Source organism: Siccirubricoccus soli (assembly GCF_024178315.1).
In the GTDB taxonomy this organism is placed as follows: Bacteria; Pseudomonadota; Alphaproteobacteria; order Acetobacterales; family Acetobacteraceae; genus Siccirubricoccus; species Siccirubricoccus soli.
This window is the reverse complement of sequence record NZ_JAMZIK010000161.1, coordinates 1-22,037: the sequence shown is the minus strand read 5'-3', so window position 1 is coordinate 22,037 and position 22,037 is coordinate 1. Positions and strand designations below refer to the sequence as shown.

The following is a 22,037-nucleotide window of genomic DNA, read 5'->3' as shown; positions in this document are numbered from 1 at the left end:
GAGTTCCCGGGAAAATACCCATGCGCCAGATCGTCGCCTTCGCCCTGCAGCGCCGGCCGCTGGTCATCCTGCTGTTCTTTGTCTTCATCGCGGTCGGGCTGGTCGGCTTCAGCAAGCTGAACATCGAGGCCTATCCGGACCCGGTGCCGCCCCAGGTCGTCATCATCACCCAGAATCCGGGGCAGAGCGCCGAGGAGATCGAGCGCTACGTCACCATCCCGGTGGAGGTGGCGATGGCGGGGCTGCCCAACCTCACCTCGGTCCGCTCCACCTCCCTCTTCGGCCTCTCGGACGTCCGGGTGCAGTTCAACTTCAACTACACCTACGACCAGGCCTTGCAGCAGGTGCTGAACCGGCTCGGCCAGCTCGACGGCCTGCCGGACGGGGCGCAGCCGCAGATCTCCCCGCTCTCGCCCATCGGCGAGATCATGCGCTACCGGCTGGTCGGGCCCCCCGGCTATTCGCTGGCCGACCTCAAGACGCTGCAGGACTGGGTGCTGGACCGCCGCTTCAAGCGGGTGCCGGGGGTGGTGGACGTCACCTCCTTCGGCGGGCACACGAAAAGCTACAACGTGGTGGTGGACCTCCGCCGGATGGCGGCGCACGGGCTCAGCCTGCCGCAGGTGATCAGTGCGGTGCGGGCCGGCAATGCCACGGTCGGGGCGGGGACCATCCGCATCGGGCCGCAGGCGGCGGTGGTGCAGGGCATCGGCCTCATCCGCGGCCTCGACGACATCCGCGGCGTCGTCGTCTCCGCCTCGGGCGGGGTGCCGGTGCTGCTCTCCGACATCGCCACGGTGGAGGTGGGCAACCTGCCCCGGCTCGGCATCGCCGGGCATGAGGGCGATGACGACGTGGTGCTGGCGACCGTGCTGATGCGCCGTGGCGAGCAGACCCTGCCCACCATCCACGGGGTGCAGGCGGAGGTGGCGCGCATCAATGCCGGCGGCGTCCTGCCCCCCGGGGTGAAGATCGTCCCGCTCTATGACCGCGAGGATCTGGTGAAGATCACCACCCGTACGGTGGTGCACAACATCATCGAGGGCGTCGCCCTCATCCTTATCATCCAGTGGCTCTTCCTCGGCGATTTCCGCGGCGCCATGGTGGTGGCGGCGACCATCCCCTTCGCCTTCCTCTTCGCCATCCTGCTGATGCTGAGCCGGGGGGAGAGCGCCAACCTGCTCTCCCTCGGCGCCCTCGATTTCGGCCTGCTGGTGGATGCCACCGTCATCATGGTGGAGAACATCTACCGCCATCTCGGCCTCGCGCGGCAGCATGCGCACCGTTACGTCGCGCCGCCCAATTCCAGGGATCTGTCCGGCCTGTCGCTGACCGTGCTGCGCGCGGCGGGGGAGGTGGACAAGGCGATCTTCTTCTCCGCCCTCATCATCATCGCCGCCTTCATCCCGCTCTTCACCCTGGGCGGGATCGAGGGGCGGATCTTCGGCCCGATGTCGAAGACCTATGCCTACGCCATCATCGGCGCGCTGCTGGCGACCTTCACCATCACCCCGGCGCTGGCCGCGGCGCTGCTGAAGGAGGACAGCAAGGAGCGGGACACCCCCCTGGTCCGCGTCCTGCGCTGGGGGCATCAGCGGCTCTATGCCGCCGCCATGCGGGCCCGGCCTCTCTGCCTGCTGCTCGCCGCCGGCCTCTTCGCCGGCTCGATCCTGCTGCTCTCGACCCTCGGCGCCGAATTCCTGCCGACGCTGGAGGAGGGCAATCTCTGGGTGCGCGCCACCATGCCGGGCACGATCAGCCTGGAGGAAGGCAATGCCACGGTGAACCGCATCCGCGGCGTGCTGATGGAGTTCCCGGAGGTCGTCACCGCCACCAGCCAGCAGGGCCGCCCGGATGACGGCACGGACAGCGCCGGCTTCTTCAATGCGGAATTCTTCCTGCCGCTGAAGCCGCCCGACCAGTGGACCACCGCCCGCAACCGGGACGGGTTGGTCCACGCCATGCAGGAACGCCTCTCCCGCGAATTCGTCGGCATCGAGTTCAGCTATTCCCAGGCGATCTCGGACAACGTCCAGGAAGCCGCCTCCGGCGTGAAGGGCGCCAACGCCATCAAGGTCTATGGGCCGGAGCTCGACATCATCGCCCGCAAGGCGGAGGAGATCCGCCAGGTGATGTCCCAGATCCCGGGCGTCGCGGACCTCGCCGTCTTCCGCTCGCTCGGCCAGCCGACCGTGGCGGTGCAGATCGACCGGGCCCGCGCCGCCCGCTACGGCCTCTCGGTGGAGGACATCAACGAGGTGATCCAGGCCGCGATCGGGGGCAAGGAGGCCGGGCGGCTCTACGAGCCGGGCGGCGACCGCAACTTCCCCATCATGGTCCGGCTGGCCGCCCCTTACCGGGACAATCTGGACGCCATCGGCCGCATCCCGGTGGGCGGGGACAGCGGGGCGACGCTGATGGATGTGGCGAATATCCGCCTCGTCTCCGGCGTCTCCTACATCTACCGGGAGGATGCCAGCCGCTACGTGCCCATCCGCTTCTCCGTCCGCGGCCGGGACCCGGCGAGCACGGTGGCCGAGGCGCAGGCGGCGGTGGAGCGGCTGGTGGAGCTGCCCCCCGGCTACCGGCTGGACTGGCTGGGCGAATTCCGCAACCTGCAGGAGGCGATCGGGCGGCTGACGGTGGTGGTGCCGGCGGCGCTCGCCCTGATCCTCGTGCTGCTCTACGTGCAGTTCAACAATCTGCGGGAGACGCTGCTGGTCTTCGGCATCGTGCCGATGTCCATCACCGGCGGCGTCGCGGCGCTGGCCGTGGCCGGGCTGAATTTCAGCGTGCCGGCCGCCATCGGCTTCCTCGCGCTGTTCGGCATTACGGTGATGGAGGGCATCATCATGCTCTCCCACTTCAACCATCTGCGGCTGGAGGGAATGCCCTGGCGGGCGGCGCTGGACCAGGCGGGGCGCGACCGGATGCGGCCGGTCTTCATGACCTGCTTCGCCAGCTTCACCGGCCTGCTGCCCATGGCGCTGGCCACCGGCATCGGCGCCGATGTACAGAAGCCACTCGCGCTGGTGGTGGTCGGGGGCATCGGCCTCGTGCCGCTGTTCATCCTGGTGGTCTTCCCGGCGGCGATCGACCTGTTCGGCAAGCCGCGGCACATTCGCCAGGCGGAGGCCATGGCCGCCTCTGGCGCGCTGCGGGCATAGGGAGAGTATCGATGCGTCTGGCTGGGGTACGGCTGGGGCTGATGCTGTGCGGCCTTGCGGGAGCGGCGATGCCCGCCTGGGCGCAGGGCAACCCGCCCGCCGGCATGGCGCCGCTGCCCGTGGGGCAGGCGGCCAGGCCGCTGACCCTGTCGGAGGCCGAGGCGCAGCTGCTGGAGCGCAATCTGGTGCTGGTCGCGGCGCGGCGCGGCGTGGATGCGGCGCGGGCGCAGCGTCTGGTCGCTTCCGCCCTGCCGCCGCCGCAGGTCTCGGTCGGCAACACCATCGGCCAGTTCGTCGAGACCGAGCGCGGCGCCACGCGGGGCGCGCGATTGTTCTCCCCTAGCAACAACATCGCGGTCGGCCTCTCCGTCCTCATCGAGCGGGGCGGCAAGCGCGAGCTGCGGACCCGGGTGGCGGAGGCGCAGATCGGCCAGGCGGAGGCGCTGGTGCTGGACACGCTCCGCACCCAGCTCTTCCAGCTCCGCCAGGCCTTCCTCGGCGCGCTGCTGGCGCGGGCCAACCTGGAGGTGGCGCTGGCCAACCGCGCCAGCCTCGACCGGACCGAGGCACTGCTGCGTCGCCAGTTGCGGGACGGGGCGATCCCGGAAGGTGATCTGCTGCGCTTCCAGGCGAGCCGCCTGCAATTCGAGGGCGACGTGACCAGCAACGCCCAGGCCTATGCCGCCGGCGTCGCCGCCGTGGCGGCGCTGCTGGCGGCGGACCCGGCGGCCTTCGCCCCGGGGTCGGGGCAGATCGCGCCCATGCCGCCTGGCATCGGCGCCGCGCCCGGCGGCGGGCCGGCCTCGGCGCCGACCACGGTCCGCGCCGTGCTCTCCCCGGTGGCCTTCGATCTGCGAGGGCGCTTCGACCAGGCGCCGCCGCTCGGCATCGGGCGCGACACGCTGGCGCAGGGCGTGATGAGCCGCGCCGATGTCGTGGCGGCGCAGCGCCAGCTCAATGCCGCCGAGGCCAACCGGCAGCTCGCCGAGGCCGGCCGCTCCCGCGACGTGACGGTGAATGGCAGCTGGGCGCGCTCCCGCCTGTCCCAAGACCTGCCGGAATCGCGCGACCGGATCGACGCGGTGAACAGCTTCGGCCTGCAGCTTTCCGTGCCGATCTTCACCCGCCGCATCGTCGAGGGGAATATCGGCGTGGCCACGGCGCAGAGCGGCCAGGCAGAGGCCCAGGCGCGCGCCACCCTGCTGCAGGCGCGGGCGGATTTCGCCGCCGCCTGGGCGGGGTACGAACAGGCCAAGGCGCTGCTCGACCTCTATGCCGGCGGGGCGCTGGGGCGGGCGGAGGAAGCCTATCGCAGCACGGAGCAGGCCTATCTGGCCGGCGGCCGCAGCCTGCTGGACACGCTGGACGCGCTGCGCACCCTGAACGCCACGCGCATCCAGGCGAACCAGGCGCGCTACGCCTATCTGCTGGCCTTGGCGACGCTGGAACAGGCGACCGGGGTTTCCGGGATTTCGCCGCGGCTGTAGCCTTCTCCCGAGGCGCCGTGTCGAGGAGGGCTCTGCCCTCCTCGAGCTCCACCCGCCAAGGGCCGAAGGGCCCTTGGAACCCTTGAGTTTTGCGGTTCGACCGTCGCGCCCGACTCATGGTTTCCAAAGGCCTTTCGGCCTTTGGCGGGAGGGAGTTTGAGGGAGGGCAGCGCCCTCCCTCAAGGCGTTTGCGCCAGACGGGAGGGAGACAACGTTCATGGACATGCAGATCGCCGGCAAGCGCGTGCTGATCACCGGCGGCTCCAAGGGCATCGGCCAGGCCTGCGCCCATGCCTTCGCCGAGGCGGGGTGCGACCTCATCCTCGCCTCCCGCGACGCCGCTGCGCTGGAGGCGGCCGCCGCCGGCATCCGCGGCCGGCACAATGTGAATGTGGCGATCCATGCCGCCGATCTGTCCGATGCCGGCGCCCGCCAGGCGATGCACGCCGCCTTCCCGCAGATCGACATCCTGGTGAACAATGCCGGGGCCATCCCCGGCGGCACGGTGCACGACATCTCCCTGGAGCGCTGGCAGCAGGCCTGGGCGCTGAAGGTCTTCGGCTATATCCACTTGGCGCAGCTCTACCTGCCGGGGATGGAGGCGAAGAAGGACGGCGTCATCGTCAACATCATCGGCATGGCCGGACGGGCGCCGCGGGCGGACTACATCTGCGGCGCCGCCGGCAACGCCTCCCTCATCGCCTTCACCGCCGCGCTGGGCGGCAAGGCGCCGGACAGCAATGTGCGCGTGGTGGGCATTGCCCCGGGCGCGACCATGACGGACCGCATCATCACCCTCTCCAAGTCCCGGGCGAAGACGAAATGGGGCGATGAGAGCCGGTGGGAGGAGATGCTGAGCGGGTTGCCGCTGGGCCGCGCCGGCAAGCCGGAGGAGATCGCCGACCTCGCCGTGTTCTGCGCCAGCCCCCGCGGCGGATACCTCTCCGGCACCACCATCGAGGTGGATGCCGGCGCGCAGTTCCGCGGCTAGAGCAGATCGCGTTCAGATGGAATCATCTGAACGCGTGAAGGTGCTCGCAAAACAACGGCCCAGAGCATGCTGGGTGAGCGCAAGCGAACGCAGCATGCTCTGGTGTCCTGCCCGCGAAGTTCGTGGGATCTCCCGCGAACGCAGCGGATCGGTAGGCCACTAGAGCGCTTTCGGTTCACATGCGTTCACCGAAAGCGCTCTGCGCCTTTGTTCGCAGAGCAGATCGCGCCTTCGGGCGATGCCGCCCCAGGGCGATCTGCTCCAGCGCACCTTCCTCCCGCCTTGCGGCGGGCGGCACGGCCAACGCTTGGGGCAGGGGCGGTTCGGCCCCCGCCAGCCAAACCACACCACCAGCCCTCCGCCTCCGAACGCGGAGGGAGAGGAATTCCCGATGGATTTCAAGCTCACCGATACCCAGCGCCAGCTCGTCGGCAGTGTGCGCGAGCTGGCCCAGGCCAATTTCCGTCAGCGCGCCCTGCGCTGGATGGACGGCACCTTCCCCTGGGAGAACATCAAGGAGCTGGCCGAGCTCGGCGTGCTCGGCATGACGGTGCCGGAGGAATATGGCGGCCTCGGCCTGCCGGTCTTCGAGACGGCGCTGATCCTCGAGGAGATCGCCAAGGTCTGCTACCCCACCGCCATGGCGGTGCTGGGCGAGGCCGGGGTGCAGACCCGCGTCATCGCGAAATACGCGCCGGAGGGCATCCGCGCCCGCATCCTGCCGCAGGTGGTCAGCGGCGACTGCATCCTCTCCATCTGCATGACGGAGCCGCATGCCGGCACCGATGTGGCCAACTACCGCACCAATGCCGTGGTGAAGGGCGACCGCGTGGTGGTGAACGGCGCGAAGACGCTGATCAGCCGCGCGGAGGAGGCCGGCATGTTCGTCGTCTTCACCCGCATCGACGGCAAGCCGGGCCGCGAGGGCATCGGCTGCGTGCTGATCGAGCGCGGCACGCCGGGCCTCGCCGTCACCGGCACCTTCCACACCATGGGCGGGGAGAACCTGCATGAGGTGCGCTTCGAGGATGTCGAGCTGCCGATCGAGAACCTCGTCATCCGGGAGGACGGGTTCCGCCGGCTGCTGACCGCCTTCAACACCCAGCGCTGCCTCAACCCCTCCATCAGCCTGGGGCTGGCGGAAGGCGCCTTCGACGAGGCGGTGCGCTACACCCGCGACCGGCCGATCTTCGGCAAGCCCATCGCCGATTTCCAGGGCGTGCGCTGGAAGCTGGCCGATATGTACAAGGACATCGAGGCGGCGCGCGGCCTGCTCTACCGCGCCTGCTGGACGGCCAGTCCCTTCCCGGATCCCTTCCTCGCCGCCACCGCCAAGGTGTTCTGCAACGAAATGGCGATCCGCGTGACGAATGAGGCCGTGCAGCTTCATGGCGGCTTCGGCTTCACGGACGAGTACCCCGTCTCCCGCCTCTATCGCGGGGCGCGCTACGGCTCGCTCGGCGGCGGTGCCTCCGAGACGCTGCGCGACCTGATCGGGCGGAAGCTGGTGGGCGAGGATCCGGGGCCGGACGGCATCCTCTCCCTCGGCTATTTCTGAGCCGCTCCGGCAGGGCCCCGCCGGCCCTGCCGGGCCGGGTATCAGACCGGCCGCTGAAGCTGCTTCAGCGCCCAGGCCAGGGCGGCGCAGGCGCGGTCCGTCGCGCCGCGCATCACCTCCTCCTTTGCCCGGGCGATGCTGGCCAGCGCGGCTTCCTGCCGCGGCGTCACGCTGCCATGCGCCATGGCCAGGCGCAGCCGCGTCTCCGCCAGATCGAGATTGATGGCCGCGGCGCGGGCCTGGTCCTGGCGCACGTCGCGGTCGGCGCCGAGCAGCAGGTCCAGCACCTGCTGCGCTTCCGGCAGCGTGCCCGGCAGGGCCAGCAGGGCGGGCGGTGGCGGGTCGTGGTCATGTGCCGGGCCGTGCGTCATGCGCGGCACCAGGCTGGCGACGAAGAGATCGAGATAGGGATGCGCGGTCTGGGCCGAAGCCATGCCAGCCTCCTGGAAAAGCGGGGGGCGCCCCGATGGGGCGCTCTCCTCCCCCACCTTTCCAGTTAGTCCGCTCCCGCGCCGACGCTGCTCACATTCGCTTGAATCGCCCGGCGCCGCGCCGCGGTGCGCCGGAGATTGCGGCGGCGCAGGAGCCAGGCGGCGAGGCCGGTGACGAACAGCACCGGCATGGCGATGCCGGAGAGGAAGACCAGGATCCGCCCGGTCCAGCCCAGCAGCTGCCCGCCATGCAGCCAGCGCTGCATCGCGATCAGCTCCTCTCCGAGGCTGCGCGTGCGCGGCCCGCGCTCCTCCAGCACGGTGCCCTCCCAGGGGTCGATGCTGACGGAGCTGCGCACCCGCACCTCGGCATCGCCATCCGCCGGCCGCAGCGTGACGTTCCAGGCGGGCCGCTGGCGGGAGGGCGGGGTGAGGCCGGTGACCGCCTGGCCCGGCAGATGCGCCAGCGCGGCGGCGACCGCCGCATCAGCGTCGATCCGCATCGGCTCCCGCCGCGGCGCGGCGGCGGCGGGCGGGGTGGGTGCCGCCACGCCGAGCAGCGGGCGGAACCAGGCGGGGAAGACGATGACGACGCCGGAGATGGCGACCACCGTCAGCACCACGGCCATCCAGATGCCGACCAGGCGATGCAGGTCGAGCTGGAGGATCAGCGCCGGCCTGCGGCGGAACTGCACCAGGGCCGGCAGCAGCGGGCCACGCGGCCACCACAGCCAGATGCCGCTGAGGCAGAAGATCAGCAGCAGCACGCCGAACCAGCCCACCGCATCGCGCCCGCCCCATTCCCGCAGCATCAAAGATTCATGGAGCTGGCGGTTGATGGAGACGAAGCCGCCGCGCGGGTCGCGCCGGCCAAGCAGGGCGCCGGTGGCGGGATCCAGATAGACGGTCTCGAAGCTGTTGCCGGCGGGCGCGCCGGCGCCGGGGCGACCGGGACTGCCGGCAGGAGTGCCGCCACCGGGGGCACCGCCGGATGCGGCGGCCCTGCCTGCACCACTGGTGCTGCCGGGCGCATCGGCGGAAGCGGTGCTGCGAGGAGCGCCGGCCGCATCACCCCCGGGCGCGTCAGAGGGAGCAGCGCCACGGGGCGCGCCGGCCGCACCGCCGCCAGGCACGTCAGAGGAAGCAGCGCCACGGGGCGCGCCGGCCGCACCGCCGCCAGGCACGTCAGAGGAAGCAGCGCCACGGGGCGCGCCGGCCACACCGCCACCGGGCGCATCCGAGGAACCGGCACTACGGGGCGCGCCCGCCGCATTGCCGCCAGGGGCGCCCGGCGCGGCCGCTGCGCCGCCACCCCCGCCGCCGCCGCGCATGCGCTGCGGCTGGGCGGTCCAGACCGGCCAGACCGCATCCGGCGGCCGCAGCGTGCCGACCGGGGCGCGCAGCGCCGCCTCCGCCCGCGTCAGCATCTCGGCATAGCCCAGATCGGGGTTTGGCGGGCCGCTCGGGCGGAACAGCGCCGGGTGCAGCGCCGCCTCGATCTCCCGCTGGAAGCTCAGCACGCTGCCGGTGATGCCGAGCAGCAGCATGACAAGGCCCAGCAGGATGCCCGCCCAGCGATGGGTCAGCAGCAGGATGCGGTGGACCGTGCCGGGACCGCGCGCGGCGGTGGCGCTCATGCGGCGATCCGGCAGCGGAAGGGGGCGGGGCGGGCGGGCGGCAGAGCGGGCATGAGGTGCTTTCCCGGCAACGGATTCAAGGCCGTTACCGCGATTGCGAGTGACTCGCAATGGTAATCGCGCTGTATCATGTCCCGGTACGCCCGGCCCGCCGAGCGGCCGCCAATCCCGCGCCATCGCCATGCCACGCCCGTCCCGTTCGCGGATAATCTCACGCCGCCGGAACGGCCGCCGCGCAAGGCCCGCTGCGGCGGAGGATCGGCGCCACCATCCGCGACTGCCAACGGGGCGGATGGACGGCGGGGCGCCTGGTGTGCCACGGCGCCGGATGGGCGCGGCCCTCGACGCCACCACCGGCAGGGCCAGGGCGACCGGGGCGCAGCGCCATGGCAGGAAGGAGTGCAGCAGCGTGGTCCTCGTCCAGACCGGAGCCTCGTCCCGCCGCGCCCTCACGCCCCGGCGGGCAGGGCCAGGCTGCCCATGACGCCGGTGGATCTGGCCCTCTGCCTCGCCGTCGATGTCTCGGCGAGCGTCGATTACGACGAATTCGGCCTGATGCTGGGTGGCTACGCCGCGGCCTTCCGGGACCCCGGGATCCAGGCGCTGTGCACCGCCGGGCCGCGCGGCGGCATCGCGGTGGCCATGCTGTTCTGGTCCGGCGCCTGGTCCCCCATGCCGCAGGGCGGTGGCCGGCCGGAGGTGGCGGTGCCCTGGATGCGGGTGGGCGATGCGGCGGGGGCGGAGGCGCTGGCCGCCGCCATGGACGCCGCCCCCCGCTTGCCCCAGCCCGGCGCGACGGCGCTTGGGGAGGGGATGGCCGCCGGCCTCGCCCTGCTGGCCCGCTGCCCGGCGGATTCCACCCGCCAGGTGATGGATGTCTCGGGCGATGGGCGGCACAATCAGGGGCGGCCGCCGGGGCTGGTGCGGGATATCGGCGTCGCCGCCGGGGTCACCATCAACGCCCTGGCCGTGCTGAACGAGGAGCCGGACCTGCTGGAGCATTATGTGGCGGAGGTGATCGGCGGCCCCGGCAGCTTCGCCATGCCCTGCCCGGACTATGACGCCTTCGCCGCGGCCATCCGGGAAAAGCTGAAGCGCGAGATCGGCAGCCTTTTGCTGGCCGGTGCGGATGCGCTATCCCCATCGCTTGGCTGATAGGTTGCCCGCATGCTGCTGCTGATCCCGGGGCCGGTGCAGACCCGGCCCGAAACCCGCGCCGCCATGGCGCAGGACTACGCCCCCTGGGACAACGACTTCCGCGCCGTCTATGCCGAGATCCGCGAGCGGGTGCGGGACCTCGCCGGCGGCGTGAAGGGCGAGCATGCGACGCTCTGCCTGCAGGGCTGCGGCCATTTCATGATGGAAGCGGCGATCCGCACCTTCATCCCCGCGGGCGGCAAGCTGCTGGTGCCGCGCAACGGCGCCTATGCCGAGCGCGCGGTGCGGCTGGCGACCGAGGCAGGGCGCGAAGTGGTCTCCCTGCACGCGCCGGATACCGAGGGCGTCGCCCCGGACAAGGTGGCGGCGGCGCTGGCGGCGGATCCCGGCATCTCGCATGTGGTGATGGTGCAGAACGAGACGGGCAGCGGCATCGTCAACGACGCCCAGGCCGTGGGCGCCGTGGTGCGCGCGGCCGGGCGGCGGATGATCCTCGATTCCGTCTCCGCTTTCGGCGCGCTGCCCATGTCGCTGGCCGAGCAGCCGGAGCTGGACGCGCTGCTCTTCACCTCCGGCAAATGCCTGGAAGGATTGCCCGGCATCGGCTTCGCCATTGCGCGGGTGGACCGGCTGGAGGCCTGCCAGGGCCAGGCCGGCTCCTGGTCCTTCGACCTGGCGGATGTCTACCAGCACGCGCTGCGGGCCGGCTGGGGCAGCTTCCGCTTCACCCCGCCGGTGCAGGCGCTGGCCGCCTTCCGCGTCGCGCTGGACCTGCACGCGCAGGAAGGCGGGCAGCCGGCCCGGCTGGCGCGCTACACCGCCAACATGCACGTGCTGTATGAGGGCGTGCAGACGCTGGGGCTGACGCCCTACCTGGCGCTCCGGCACCAGGGGCCGATCATCGTCACCATCCACCAGCCGGCCGACCCCGCCTTCGCGCTGCAGCCCTTCGTCGATGCGCTGAAGGCGCGCGGCGTGCTGATCAGCAATTTCTACAACACCACGGCGCCGACCATGCGAATCGGCTGCGTCGGGGCCATCACGCCGGAAGACATGCGCGGCGCGGTGGCAGCGATCGGCGAGGCGTTGCAGGAGCTGGGGGTCAGGCAGCTCGCGGCGGCTTGAGGGGGAGCGCTGCTCCCCCTCAAACGCCCGCACGCCAAGGGCCGAAGGGCCCTTGGAACCCTTGGGTTCCGACCCGACAGGCGAGTCGCAAAACCTACGGTTTCCAAAGGCCCTTCGGCCTTTGGCGGGGTGAGCTCGAGGGGGGCAGCGCCCCCTCTCGACTTCCCCACTCTCCGGCGCCAGACTTGCCCGCCGGAGGAACTGCCCATGGACCTGCGCTACACCGAGGAAGAACTCGCCTTCCGCGAGGAAGTCCGCGCCTTCATCCGCGACAACCTGCCGCGTGAGATCCGGGAGCGCATGCGCCTCGGCTATCCGCCGCGGAAGCAGGACACCATCACCTGGCAGCGCATCCTGAACGCCCGCGGCTGGGCGGCCTATTCCTGGCCGAAGGAATGGGGCGGGCCGGGCTGGAATTCCGTCCAGAAGATGATCTTCCTGGAGGAAAATCTCTCCGCCCCGGCGCCGGAGATCCTTTCCTTCAACGTCACCATGCTCGGCCCGGTGCTGATCCAGTTCGGGACCGAAGCGCAGAAGCGCCGCTTCCTGCCGGCCGCCGCCAACCTCGATGAATGGTGGTGCCAGGGCTTCTCCGAGCCCGGCGCCGGCTCCGACCTCGCCAGCCTGAAGACGCGGGCGGTGAAGGAGGGCGACCACTACATCGTCAACGGCCAGAAGATCTGGACCAGCACGGCGCACAATGCCGATTGGTGCTTCTGCCTGGTGCGCACCAACCCGCAGGCGGCGAAGAAGCAGGAGGGCATCTCCTTCCTGCTGATCGACATGAAGACGCCGGGCGTCGAGGTCCGCCCCATCATCTCCATCGATGGCAGCCACCACCTGAACGAGGTGTTCTTCACCGATGTGAAGGTGCCGGTGGAGAACCTGGTCGGCGAGGAGAATCGCGGCTGGTCCGTGGCGAAGTTCCTGCTGGGCAATGAGCGCACCGGCATCGCCCGCCTCGGCAAGTCCAAGGAGCGCGTCCGCTTCGCCAAGGAAGTGGCGCGGGAGGTGCGGATGAACGGCAAGCCGCTGATCGAGGATCGCGGCTTCCGCACCCGCGTGGCGCAGCTCGAAGTGGACATGAAGGCGCTGGAGATCACCCAGATGCGGGTGGTCTCGGCCTATGACAAGGCGAAGGACGGCCGCCCGGACCCGCTCTCCTCCGTGCTGAAGATCAAGGGCACGGAGCTGCTGCAGGGCACCTCGGAGCTCGTCATGGATGTCGGCGGGCCGCAGGCCATGCCGGCCTGGACGCAGGAGCTGGCGGCGCTGACCAATGAGCCGGCGCTGCTGCCCGAATGGTCGCCGCAGATGGCGCCCGCCTATCTCATGCTGCGCGCCGCCTCGATCTATGGCGGCACCAATGAGATCCAGAAGAACATCCTGAACAAGGCGGTGCTGGGCCTCTAGCGCCCCGTGCCCTTCGCTTCCTGAGCTCCACACAGCCCGCCGCGGCGAACCCGCGGCGGGGCAACAGGCAATGTCAGGCCCGGCCCGCCATGCGGGCGGCGACCGCCTCGAAAGGTGCGTGAGATGGATTTCGACCTGACCGACGACCAGCGCCTGCTCGGCGAGAGCGTGGCGCGGCTGCTGGCGGATGAATACGCCTTCGACCAGCGCAAGAAGCTGCTGGGCGTGGCGCCGGGCTGGAGCGAGGCGCTCTGGGCCCGCTATGCCGAGCTCGGCCTGCTCGGCCTGCCGATCCCGGAGGAATATGGCGGCTTTGGCGGCGGCGCGGTGGATGTGATGCTGCTGCAGCAGGCCTTCGGCCGGCATCTGGTGCTGGAGCCCTTCCTCGCCACCGTGGTGCTGGGCGCGACCGCCATCCGCGAGGCGGGCGACAAAGCGCTGCAGGAGGAGTTCCTGCCCGCCATCGCCGCCGGCGAGTGCAAGCTGGCCTTTGCCCATTACGAGCGGCAGAGCCGCTACGACATCACCGATGTGCTGACCACGGCCACGCCCCGCAATGGCGGCTGGGTGCTGGAGGGCGGCAAGAGCGTGGTGCTGCACGGCGATTGCGCCGACAAGCTGGTGGTCTCCGCCCGCACCGGCGGCAGCCGGGAGGAGGCGGAGGGCATCTCCCTCTTCCTCGTGGAGGGCGAGGCGGAGGGCCTGCTCCGCCGCGGCTACGCGCTGCGGGACGGCACGCGGGCGGCGGAGCTCTCCCTCTCCGGCGCCGCGGCGCGGCTGATCGGCCCGAAGGACCAGGCGCTGCCGATCGTCGAGCGGGTGGTGCAGGCCGGCATCGCCGCCATGGCGGGCGAGGTGATCGGCGCCATGGAGGCCATGCAGGCCATGACGCTGGACTACCTGAAGACGCGCCAGCAATTCGGCCGCCCGATCGGCGACAACCAGGCGCTGCAGCACCGCGCGGCGGAGATGCTGGTGGCGATGGAGCAGGGCCGTTCCATGGCCATGCTGGCGGCGATGAGCCTGAGCGAGGCAGATCCGGCGGAGCGCGCCCGCAGCATTTCCATGGCCAAGGTCGGCGTCGGGCAGGCCGGGCGCTTCGTCAGCCAGAATGCCGTGCAGCTCCATGGCGGCATCGGCATGACGGATGAATACGCCGTCGGCCACTACTTCCGCCGGGTGATGGTGATCGAGCACATGTTCGGCGACACCGCCTGGCATCTGGACCGGCTGGCGGACCAGGTGCAGTAGCCGGAAGCTTCGCCCGCCAGCGGCTGCCGACGCTGATCGGGCGAAGCCCAGGCCGGTATTCGGAGCGTGAGGCGGTACACCTCACGCTCCGGCACCTGGTGTGGCCGAAGGATGGCCGCCTTCCGGCGGACCTGCCTCAGGCGGCCATATCCTGCCTGCCCCAATTCATCCGCCGCGCCGCCAGCATTGCTGCCGAGAGCGTGAGGAAGAGGGCAAGGGCCCCCGCGAGCAGCGCGTAGCTCTCCAGGCCCAGCACGACGTAGATGAAGCCGAACAGCCCGGCCAGCATGGCGCCGAACAGGGCCGTCAGCCCCCGGCGCCGCGTCACTGCGCCGGTCCAGGCGGTGGCCTGGCCGAGCACCATGGCCGCGCTCAACGCATAGCCCGGGGCGAAGCCCAGCACCTCGCCGAAGGCCAGCAGCAGCAGCGGGAAGAGCACGAGCGAAAGGCCGAGCAACGCATATTGCGCGAGGTGCAGGCGCAGTTTCCCCACCTGCTCGAACAGCAGGTACGTCGCCAGGCCAAGGGCCAGGAACAGCATGGCATACTTCGCTGTGCGGTTGATCATGCGGTAGGTGGGCACCGCCTCCAGCAGGGTGACGCCGAGGGCCCGGCTGCGCTCGCAGCCCGGCCCGGCCAGGCGAAGCAGCGGCGGGTGCAGGCCGGTTTCCCAGCGTGCACGGAAGCCCGACCCGTCCTGCGTCACCTCCTGCGGCAATTCGGTGCCGAGGAAGCTGGGGCTCGCCCAGTCGCCCCGCAGCGTCAGCGCCACCTGCCCGGCCAGGGGCATGAGCCGGAGCATGTCTGCTCCGCGCAGTTCGAGCTGCGCCTGCACCGGCAGGCTGCCCTCGAAGGGACGGTCGAGGCCGAGCGGAAAGCGCATGAGCCCCATCCCGATGCAACTCCATCCGGGCGGCTCCACCAGGTTGGGCTGCAAGGTCCGGCCATTGGCTTCCAGCACCGGGGCGGCGGTGCCGGCCCGCCATTGGCTGGCGCCGATCACCAGCTCCGCCTCTCGCCAGCGTAGGGTCGCCACGGACAGCTCGGGCGGCAGACGTTGTGGCAGGCTGAACTGCGCCGCCATGCCCGTCCGAGCGGTGTAGACCACGGCCGCGAACAGGCCGCGGCGCCGGGTCTCCGGGGCCAGGCTCGCCTCCGCATCCAGGCGCTGCGGCAGCAGGGTCAGGGTGCCGCGCTCCGGCTCGGCATGGCCGGGGCGTTCCCAGGGCACCACCAGCACCGGGCCCAGCACGGCCTGGGACGGTCCCCAGGCGCCGCCGATCTCCAGCCGGGCCTCCGCCTGGCGCTGCTGCCGTTCGTCGATGAGATTGCCCACCATGCATTGCGGCAGTTGCAGCAGGGCGAACAGGGCGGCAAGGGAGATCAGGCGGCGCGTCTGGCTGGAGAGCAAGGCACGTCGCGGTGGAAGGCGGGGTGGTGCCGAATCGGTCGGCGGCGAGTCGGACATGGCGCTGGATCTCCTCTTCAGGCGGCGCCAGCCTGAAGCCCCCGCATGCAGCCCTGACGAAGCGGCCTTGCAGGCCCCGGGGAAGTTTGGTGCAAATCCCGTGCAGCCCCGTGTCAGGCCCAATGACGAAGATCCTGGTCGCCGACGACGACCCGCATATCCGCAGCGTCATCCTCTTCGCCCTGGCCCGGGCCGGATTCGCGGCGGTGGAGGCGGCGGACGGCCCCGCCGCCCTCGCCGCGGCCGGGCGGGAAGCCCCGGACCTCGTCGTGCTGGATGTCGCCATGCCGGGGATGGAGGGGACGGAGGTGTGCCGCCGCCTCCGCCAGACCTCCGCCGTGCCGATCATCTTTCTCTCCGCCCGGGACGAGGAGGTGGACCGCATCCTCGGCCTCGAGCTCGGCGGCGACGACTACATGGTGAAGCCCTTCAGTCCGCGGGAACTGGTGGCGCGCATCCGCGCCCGGCTGCGGCGGCAGGAGGTCGTGCCGCCGCCCGCCCCCGCCCAGGGCCCCCTGGCCCTGGATGCGGAGCGGTTCGAGGCAAGCTGGCGGGGCGCCGCCCTGCCCCTGACGGTGACGGAATTCGCCCTGCTGCGCGCCATGGCCGCCCAGCCCGGCCGGGTCTTCACCCGGGAGATGCTGATGCAGGTCGCCTATCCGGACCACCGCATCGTCAGCGACCGCACCATCGACAGCCATGTGCGCCACCTGCGCGCCAAGCTGGCCGCGGCCGGCGGCGCGCCGATCGGTACGGTGCACGGCCTCGGCTACCGCTTCCTGGCGGAGGAGGGGTGCTGAGCGGCGCGGCGGGGATGCCCGGCGCGGCGTCAACCGGCAGCCGCGGCATGCGAAGCGGATGGGTGAAGATGGCACCAGGCGCTTCGCTGGGGCAGGGCCGCAGGATGCCGCGCGGCCCCCGGGGGCCGGCGAAGCCCCCAGGCCGGCGGTGGCCGAGGAGGATGCGCAGGACAGGCCGGCAGGACGGGCGGCGATGCCGGGCCTGATGCGGCGGCGCGATGGCGGCGGTGCCGCCCCGTCACATACCCCTGGCTGGCGCCGCCACAAGCCGCGGCTCCGCACCGTGCTGCTGGCGGTGAACCTGGTGCTGCTGGTGCTGCCGCTCGGCGGCATCTGGCTTCTGCGCCTCTACGAAAGCGCCCTGGTGCGGCAGACGGAGACGGAGCTGATGGGCCAGGGCGCGGTGCTCGCCGCCGCCTGGCGCAGCGCCTGGCTGGCCGCCGCCGGGCAGGCGCCGGCGCCGCCACCTGCCGGCTGGGCGCCGCGGACCGCCATGCTGGACCTGGCGCGGGACCCCGTCCTGCCCCCGCCCCCGTCGGCCGTGCCGCCCCTGGCCCCGCCCGCCGTCCGGGCGCTGGCCGCCGGCCAGGCGCTGCAGCCGGTGCTGGCGGAGGCGCAGCGCACCACCCTCGCCGCCATGCGGGTGCTGGATGCCGACGGGGTGGTGGTGGCCAGCAGCGGGGGCGAGCTCGGCCTCTCCCTTGCCGCGCTGGAGGAGGTGGCGGAGGCACTCTCCGGTCAGCCCGCCTCCCGCCTCCGCCGCCGCGCCGACCCCACCCTGCCGGTGCCCGGCCCTGCCTCCATTAGCCGCGGCGCCGCGCTGCGGGTGTTCCTCGCCCTGCCGGTGCTGGACGGGGAGCGGGCGATCGGCGCCGTGCTGCTCTCCCGCACCCCGGCGACGCTGGACCAGGCGCTGTATGGCCATCGCCGGGCGCTGGCCGGGCTGGGGCTCGGCCTGCTGGCGGCGGCGGCGCTGGGGGCGGCAGGCACCGCCTATACCGTCGCCCGGCCCATCGCGGCGGTGACGCGGGCGGCCCAGGCGGTGGCGGCCGGCGCCCCTGCCGCCCCGCCTCGCCCGCGCCGCAGCGCGGTGCGGGAGGCGGATGAGCTGGCCGCCGCCATCGCCGCCATGGCCGCGACGCTGGAACGCCGGGCGGAGACCATCCGCGATTTCGCGACGGAGGTTGGGCACGGCTTCAAGACGCCGCTCGCTGGCCTCACCGGCGCGCTGGAATTGCTGCAGGACCACGCCGCGGCGATGACGCCGGAGGAGCGGGCGCGCTTCCTCGGCCAAGCCATGGCGGATGCGGCGCGGCTGGATCGGCTGGTGCGGCGGCTGCTGGAGCTGGCGCGGGCCGAGGCGCCGGCCGCGACCGGGCATTGCAGGCTGGCCGAGGTGGTGCGGGAGGCGGCGGCGCCCTTCCGGGCGGCAGGACTCGCCATTGCCTGGCCGCCCGGCGAGGGGCCGAAGGCCGGAATCAGCGCGGAGGCGCTGCGCGGCATCCTCGGCATCCTGTTCGAGAATGCCCGTCAGCACGCCGGGCCGGGCGCCGCCTGCCGGGTGACGTGGCAGGAGGATGCGGATGCGGTCACGCTGCGCGTGGCGGATGACGGCATGGGCATTCCGCCGGCGATCACGGGGCAGGTATTCGACCGCTTCTTTACCACGGCGGCGGCAAGCGGGGGCACCGGCCTCGGCCTGGCCATCGCGCGGCGGCTGGCGGAAGCGGCGGGGGGCGTGCTGCGGCTGGTGCCGGCGGAGCGGGGGGCCTGTTTCGAACTGCTGGTGCCGGCAGGGGCGCTGCCCCTCCCGGGCCTACCCCACCAAAAGCCGAAGGGCTTTTGGAGACCATGAGCTGAGCCCGGGCAGGCTCGACGTGTCTAGAGCATGCTGCGTCCGCTTGCGCTCACGCAGCATGCTCTAGGTCGTTGTTTTGCGAGCAGCTGCACGCGTTCAGATGATTCCATGTGAACGCGATCTGCTCTAGCCGTACCGGCGCGCGAAATGCTGGCCGATGGCGGTCCACGGGGATGCGGCCGGTATGTCCCTCGGCCTGGCGCGCAGCCGCCCCACCAGCCCTGCGCGATGCCCGTTCGGAGAGTGGGACGTTTCCGAGCCGGGCAGCGAGGATTCGAAGGGGCTTCCGAGGAAGGCAGGGCCCTCGCCCGACGCTAGAGCGGTTTCCGTTCGCACTGGCTCATGGAGCCCGCTCTAGGTTGTTGTTATAACGAGCAAATACCTCGGATCAGGTGCTTCCCTCTGATCGGAGTTTGCTCTAGGCCGCCAGCAACATCCCCGGCGCCATGCTCCCCAGTGTTGCCATCAGGCCCATTTCCAGCGTGGTCCTGGCCGCTACGCCCAGCGCCGCGATGGCCGCCTGCGGGTTGCCGACCAGGTGACGGATGTCGCCGACGCGCGCCGGCCCGAAGCCCAGCGCCGCCGGCCGCCCCGCCAGCCTGGCCATGGTCTCCGCCAGCGCGGTGATCGCGGTCGGCCGGCCGGTGCAGACATTCAGCACCAGCGCCTGCGGCGTCCGGCGCAGCAGGGCCATGCCGGCCAGCAGATGCGCCACCGCATCCTCCACATAGACGAAGTCGCGGCCCTGCAGCCCGTCCCCATGCACCACCAGCCGCTCCCCGCGCGCCAGCCGCGCCGCGAAGCGGGCGATGACGCCGGCAGCGGGCGAGCGCGGATCCTGCCGCGGCCCATAGACGCTGAAGAGCCGGCAGCCCAGCGTCGGCACGCCATGCACGCCGAAGGCGACCGCGGCATGCAGCTCGGAGCCCAGCTTGTCCGCGCCATAGGCGGTCAGCGGCGCGGGCCGCGCCGCCTCCGCCACCGGGCCCTGGCCCTGGTCCCCGTAGATGGCGGCGGAGGAGGCATAGACCACCGGCACCCCGCCCGCCGCCCGCGCCGCCTCCAGCACGCTGACCGTGCCGGTCTGGTTGGTCCGGTGGGTCGCCAGCCACGCCTCCCCGGAGCGCGCGGGGGAGCCGATGGCGGCCAGGTGGAAGATGCCTGCCACCCCCGCGGCGGCGCGGCGCATCAGCGCGGCATCCGCCACCTCGCCCACCACCAGCTCCGCCTCGGCCGGCAGGCTGGCGCGATGGCCGGTGGAGAGGTCGTCCACCACCCGCACCGCATGGCCCTGGCGCAGCAGCGCCTCGACGAGGTGGGCGCCGATGAAGCCGGCACCGCCGGTGACGAGAAGCAGCGACATGCGATCTCCTGGGCCGGCACCGAAGCGGCCGGGGCTCAGCCTGCGGGACTAGGCTTGAGGAAAGCTGGCCGGGAGTTTGCCCGGCGGCGCGGCGCAGCCATGGCGGCATCATGGCAGAGCGGAGGCAGGCGATGACGACATCCGGCGCATCCGCCCCCGGCCGCTTGCACCCCGGTCCGGCCTGCCGCATGGGGAAGGCGGCACCTCCGGCGGAGCGCGCGCGATGAGCGATGTGACGATCTGGCACAACCCTTCCTGCGGCACCTCCCGCAACACCCTGGCGATGCTGCGGGAGGCCGGGATCGAGCCACACGTGATGGACTACCAGAAGACGCCGCCGGACCGCGCGACGCTGCAGGCCGCCATCGCGGCCGCCGGGATCACCGTGCGCCAGGCGCTGCGGAGCAAGGGCGAGCTCTATGCCCAGCTCGGCCTCGACAACCCGGCATTGAGCGACGATGCGCTGCTGGACGCCATGCTGGCCCACCCGATCCTGATCGAGCGGCCCTTCGTCTTCGCGCCGAAGGGCGTGCGGCTGTGTCGGCCGAAGGAGAAGCTGCTGGAGATCCTGCCGGGCTGAGCCGCCGTCGCGGCAGGGGGCGGGGGCTGCGTAGGCCAGCCGCGGCCCCGCCGATGCCGCCGGCCGCGGCGGTGCCTAGAGCAGATCGCCGTAGGGCGGCATCGCCCGAAGGCGTGAATCTGCTCTGCAAACAAAGGCGTAGAGCGTTTTCGGTGAACGCATGTGAACCGAAAACGCTCTAGAGCAGATCGCGTTCAGATGGAATCATCTGAACGCGTGAAGATGCTCGCAAACAACGGCCTGGAGCATGCGGCGTGAGCGCAAGCGAACACAGCATGCTCTAGAGCAATATTAAAGCAGCTTATTTCCGACCTGATGATCACGCCGCGATCCAGGTCGGAGGCTGTTCCAGCCCGCCACGCGCTGGGCGGAAGGCGCATCCCGCGCCGGGCCGCAGCCTCCGGGCCGGAGCGGTTCCCGCCGACCGTGCCGGCGCGACGCCACTCCTACCCTCCCGGGGCGGCAGGCGATTTCGCCCGGAGCGCGCCCGGTCGAGGCCGGATCGGCCGAAACCGTGACCATGCGCCCCGCGGGAGCGGGCTGGGTCGGCAAGGCTTGGCCGATCCCGCCGCAGTGGCCTGAAGCGGCCCGGCCCGCGCCTATTTCGGCGGTGCCGCCTCCAGCGCCTCCACCAGCAGCGTCAGCAGGCGGGCGCCGAACTCGCGCATATTGGCCAGCCGGTCGCCATGGCCGGTTTCGATGGTCTGGCTGCGGCTGACCGGGCCGGCGACGGCGATGCAGGCATGCCCCGCCGCATCGCCATAGCGGTTGCCGGTGGGGCCGGTGGCGCCGGTCTCCCCCAGCCCCCAGACGGTGCCGAGCCGTTCCCGCGCGCCTTCCGCCAGCAGCAGCGCATAGGGCTCGGTCGCCGCCCGCACGCCTTCCAGCTTCTCGGCCGGGATGGCCAGCAGGGCCTCCCGCGCGAAGCGGGTATAGACCACCGTCCCGCCGAGGAAATAGGCGGAGGCCCCGGGCACCGCGAGCAGCGCGGCGGAGACCAGCCCGCCGGCCGAACTCTCGGCGATGGCGATGGTCTCCCCCCGTGCCTTCAGCAGCGCGCCCGCGCGGGCGGCGATTGGCAGCAGCGTGTCCATGGCGGATCCTCCTCTTGTCCCGCTGCGAAGGTCGCGGGCTTTGGCCGGGAAGGGAAGGGACCATGCGGCGGCGGGAACCCGGCGGAGGCATGCGCGCCTCGGCAGACCCCGCGCTGCTGCGGTTCGCGCCGGCCGAGCCAACCTGGAACCGCGCCAGCTGTTGCTCCCGCGGCTTGTCCGAGGCGCCAGCGATCCCGCCGGCTTGACCCCGCTCCCGCAAGGCGCCCCCGTGGCCGGCGGTCGAGGCAGCAAGGGGCTGCCCCACCCCTCAGCGCAGGCTGAATTTCACCGGCACCAGCAGCTCCAGCACCTCGCCCGCCAGGCTGGCGGAAGGCGGTGCCGGCAGGGGAGAGGCGCGGCGGATCATGTTCGCCACCGCCTCATCGAGCAGGTCGTGGCCGGTGCCGCGCAGGAAGCGCCATTCGGCGACGCTGCCATCCCGGCGCAGGACGACGCGCAGCATCGCGCTGCCCTCCATCCGCGCGAAGCGGGCGGCCGGCGGGTAGTGCTTGTGCCGCTCCAGCGCCGACAGCAGGGAGGCGACATAATTCGGCGGCGGTGCGGCCCGGGCGACGGCCGGGGCGGGCGTCGGCACCGGCGCCGTGGCCTGGGGTGCCGGCGCGGCCGGAGTGGGCGCCGGCGCAGGCGTGCGGGGC

General features: G+C 71.9%; 17 protein-coding genes. 11 read left to right on the top strand and 6 right to left on the bottom strand.

Translation table 11 applies throughout. From position 1 onward, the window contains the following. The first annotated feature begins 20 nt into the window (after nt 1-20). The 4 genes from NJ376_RS22835 to NJ376_RS22820 all read left to right on the top strand — a co-directional run bounded on the left by NJ376_RS22835 (nt 21) and on the right by NJ376_RS22820 (nt 7,203). Nucleotides 21-3,167, top strand: a complete 3,147-nt coding sequence (locus NJ376_RS22835) for an efflux RND transporter permease subunit (RefSeq protein ID WP_252955595.1) — start codon at nt 21-23, stop codon at nt 3,165-3,167. A gap of 11 nt (nt 3,168-3,178) precedes the next feature. Then, the gene (locus NJ376_RS22830) at nt 3,179-4,654 is read left to right on the top strand and encodes a TolC family protein (RefSeq protein ID WP_252955594.1); all 1,476 of its coding nucleotides are present in this window, start codon (nt 3,179-3,181) and stop codon (nt 4,652-4,654) included. Nucleotides 4,655-4,871: 217 nt separating this feature from the next. Next, nucleotides 4,872-5,645, top strand: a complete 774-nt coding sequence (locus tag NJ376_RS22825) for a short-chain dehydrogenase/reductase (RefSeq protein WP_252955593.1) — start codon at nt 4,872-4,874, stop codon at nt 5,643-5,645. Nucleotides 5,646-6,036: 391 nt separating this feature from the next. Next, the gene (locus tag NJ376_RS22820) at nt 6,037-7,203 is read left to right on the top strand and encodes an acyl-CoA dehydrogenase family protein (RefSeq protein WP_252955592.1); all 1,167 of its coding nucleotides are present in this window, start codon (nt 6,037-6,039) and stop codon (nt 7,201-7,203) included. A 41-nt stretch (nt 7,204-7,244) separates the two neighbouring features. Here the strand turns inward: NJ376_RS22820 and NJ376_RS22815 are convergent, their stop codons facing one another. Both NJ376_RS22815 and NJ376_RS22810 read right to left on the bottom strand, forming a co-directional pair. Next, on the bottom strand, nt 7,245-7,637 hold the full coding sequence (locus tag NJ376_RS22815; protein WP_252955591.1) for a hypothetical protein: 393 nt from the start codon (nt 7,635-7,637) through the stop codon (nt 7,245-7,247). 62 nt (nt 7,638-7,699) lie between these two features. Beyond that, nucleotides 7,700-9,271, bottom strand: coding sequence for a PepSY-associated TM helix domain-containing protein (locus NJ376_RS22810; RefSeq protein WP_252955590.1), 1,572 nt, complete (start codon nt 9,269-9,271; stop codon nt 7,700-7,702). Nucleotides 9,272-9,751: 480 nt separating this feature from the next. Here NJ376_RS22810 and NJ376_RS22805 point away from each other — a divergent pair, with 480 nt between their 5' ends. From NJ376_RS22805 to NJ376_RS22790, 4 genes are all read left to right on the top strand, one after another. Continuing rightward, entirely contained in the window at nt 9,752-10,426 is a 675-nt protein-coding gene (locus tag NJ376_RS22805; RefSeq protein WP_252955589.1) for a DUF1194 domain-containing protein, read from the top strand. 12 nt (nt 10,427-10,438) lie between these two features. Beyond that, entirely contained in the window at nt 10,439-11,554 is a 1,116-nt protein-coding gene (locus NJ376_RS22800; protein ID WP_252955588.1) for a 2-aminoethylphosphonate--pyruvate transaminase, read from the top strand. Between the two features lie 207 nt (nt 11,555-11,761). Continuing rightward, a complete protein-coding gene (locus tag NJ376_RS22795; RefSeq protein WP_252955587.1) occupies nt 11,762-12,967 on the top strand; it encodes an acyl-CoA dehydrogenase family protein in 1,206 nt (401 codons plus the stop codon). 123 nt (nt 12,968-13,090) lie between these two features. Further along, nucleotides 13,091-14,218, top strand: a complete 1,128-nt coding sequence (locus tag NJ376_RS22790) for an acyl-CoA dehydrogenase family protein (RefSeq protein WP_252955586.1) — start codon at nt 13,091-13,093, stop codon at nt 14,216-14,218. Nucleotides 14,219-14,354: 136 nt separating this feature from the next. Here NJ376_RS22790 and creD read toward each other — a convergent pair whose 3' ends face one another. Continuing rightward, the gene (gene creD / locus NJ376_RS22785) at nt 14,355-15,686 is read right to left on the bottom strand and encodes a cell envelope integrity protein CreD (protein WP_252955585.1); all 1,332 of its coding nucleotides are present in this window, start codon (nt 15,684-15,686) and stop codon (nt 14,355-14,357) included. A 122-nt stretch (nt 15,687-15,808) separates the two neighbouring features. On the opposite strand from creD, the gene NJ376_RS22780 reads away from it, so the two are divergent. Continuing rightward, entirely contained in the window at nt 15,809-16,486 is a 678-nt protein-coding gene (locus NJ376_RS22780; RefSeq protein WP_252955584.1) for a response regulator transcription factor, read from the top strand. A 193-nt stretch (nt 16,487-16,679) separates the two neighbouring features. Then, nucleotides 16,680-18,341 (top strand): sensor histidine kinase, encoded by a 1,662-nt coding sequence (locus tag NJ376_RS22775; protein ID WP_252955583.1) that lies wholly within the window; start codon nt 16,680-16,682, stop codon nt 18,339-18,341. A 421-nt stretch (nt 18,342-18,762) separates the two neighbouring features. Here the strand turns inward: NJ376_RS22775 and NJ376_RS22770 are convergent, their stop codons facing one another. Then, nucleotides 18,763-19,707, bottom strand: coding sequence for an NAD-dependent epimerase/dehydratase family protein (locus NJ376_RS22770; RefSeq protein ID WP_252955582.1), 945 nt, complete (start codon nt 19,705-19,707; stop codon nt 18,763-18,765). A 223-nt stretch (nt 19,708-19,930) separates the two neighbouring features. On the opposite strand from NJ376_RS22770, the gene arsC reads away from it, so the two are divergent. Then, complete coding sequence (arsC, locus tag NJ376_RS22765; protein WP_456309756.1) at nt 19,931-20,287, top strand: arsenate reductase (glutaredoxin); 357 nt, start codon at nt 19,931-19,933, stop codon at nt 20,285-20,287. A gap of 599 nt (nt 20,288-20,886) precedes the next feature. Here arsC and NJ376_RS22760 read toward each other — a convergent pair. Next, the gene (locus NJ376_RS22760; protein WP_252955581.1) at nt 20,887-21,381 is read right to left on the bottom strand and encodes a CinA family protein; all 495 of its coding nucleotides are present in this window, start codon (nt 21,379-21,381) and stop codon (nt 20,887-20,889) included. 268 nt (nt 21,382-21,649) lie between these two features. Then, nucleotides 21,650-22,037: energy transducer TonB (locus NJ376_RS22755; protein WP_252955580.1), on the bottom strand; the 388-nt coding region annotated here is incomplete at its 5' end.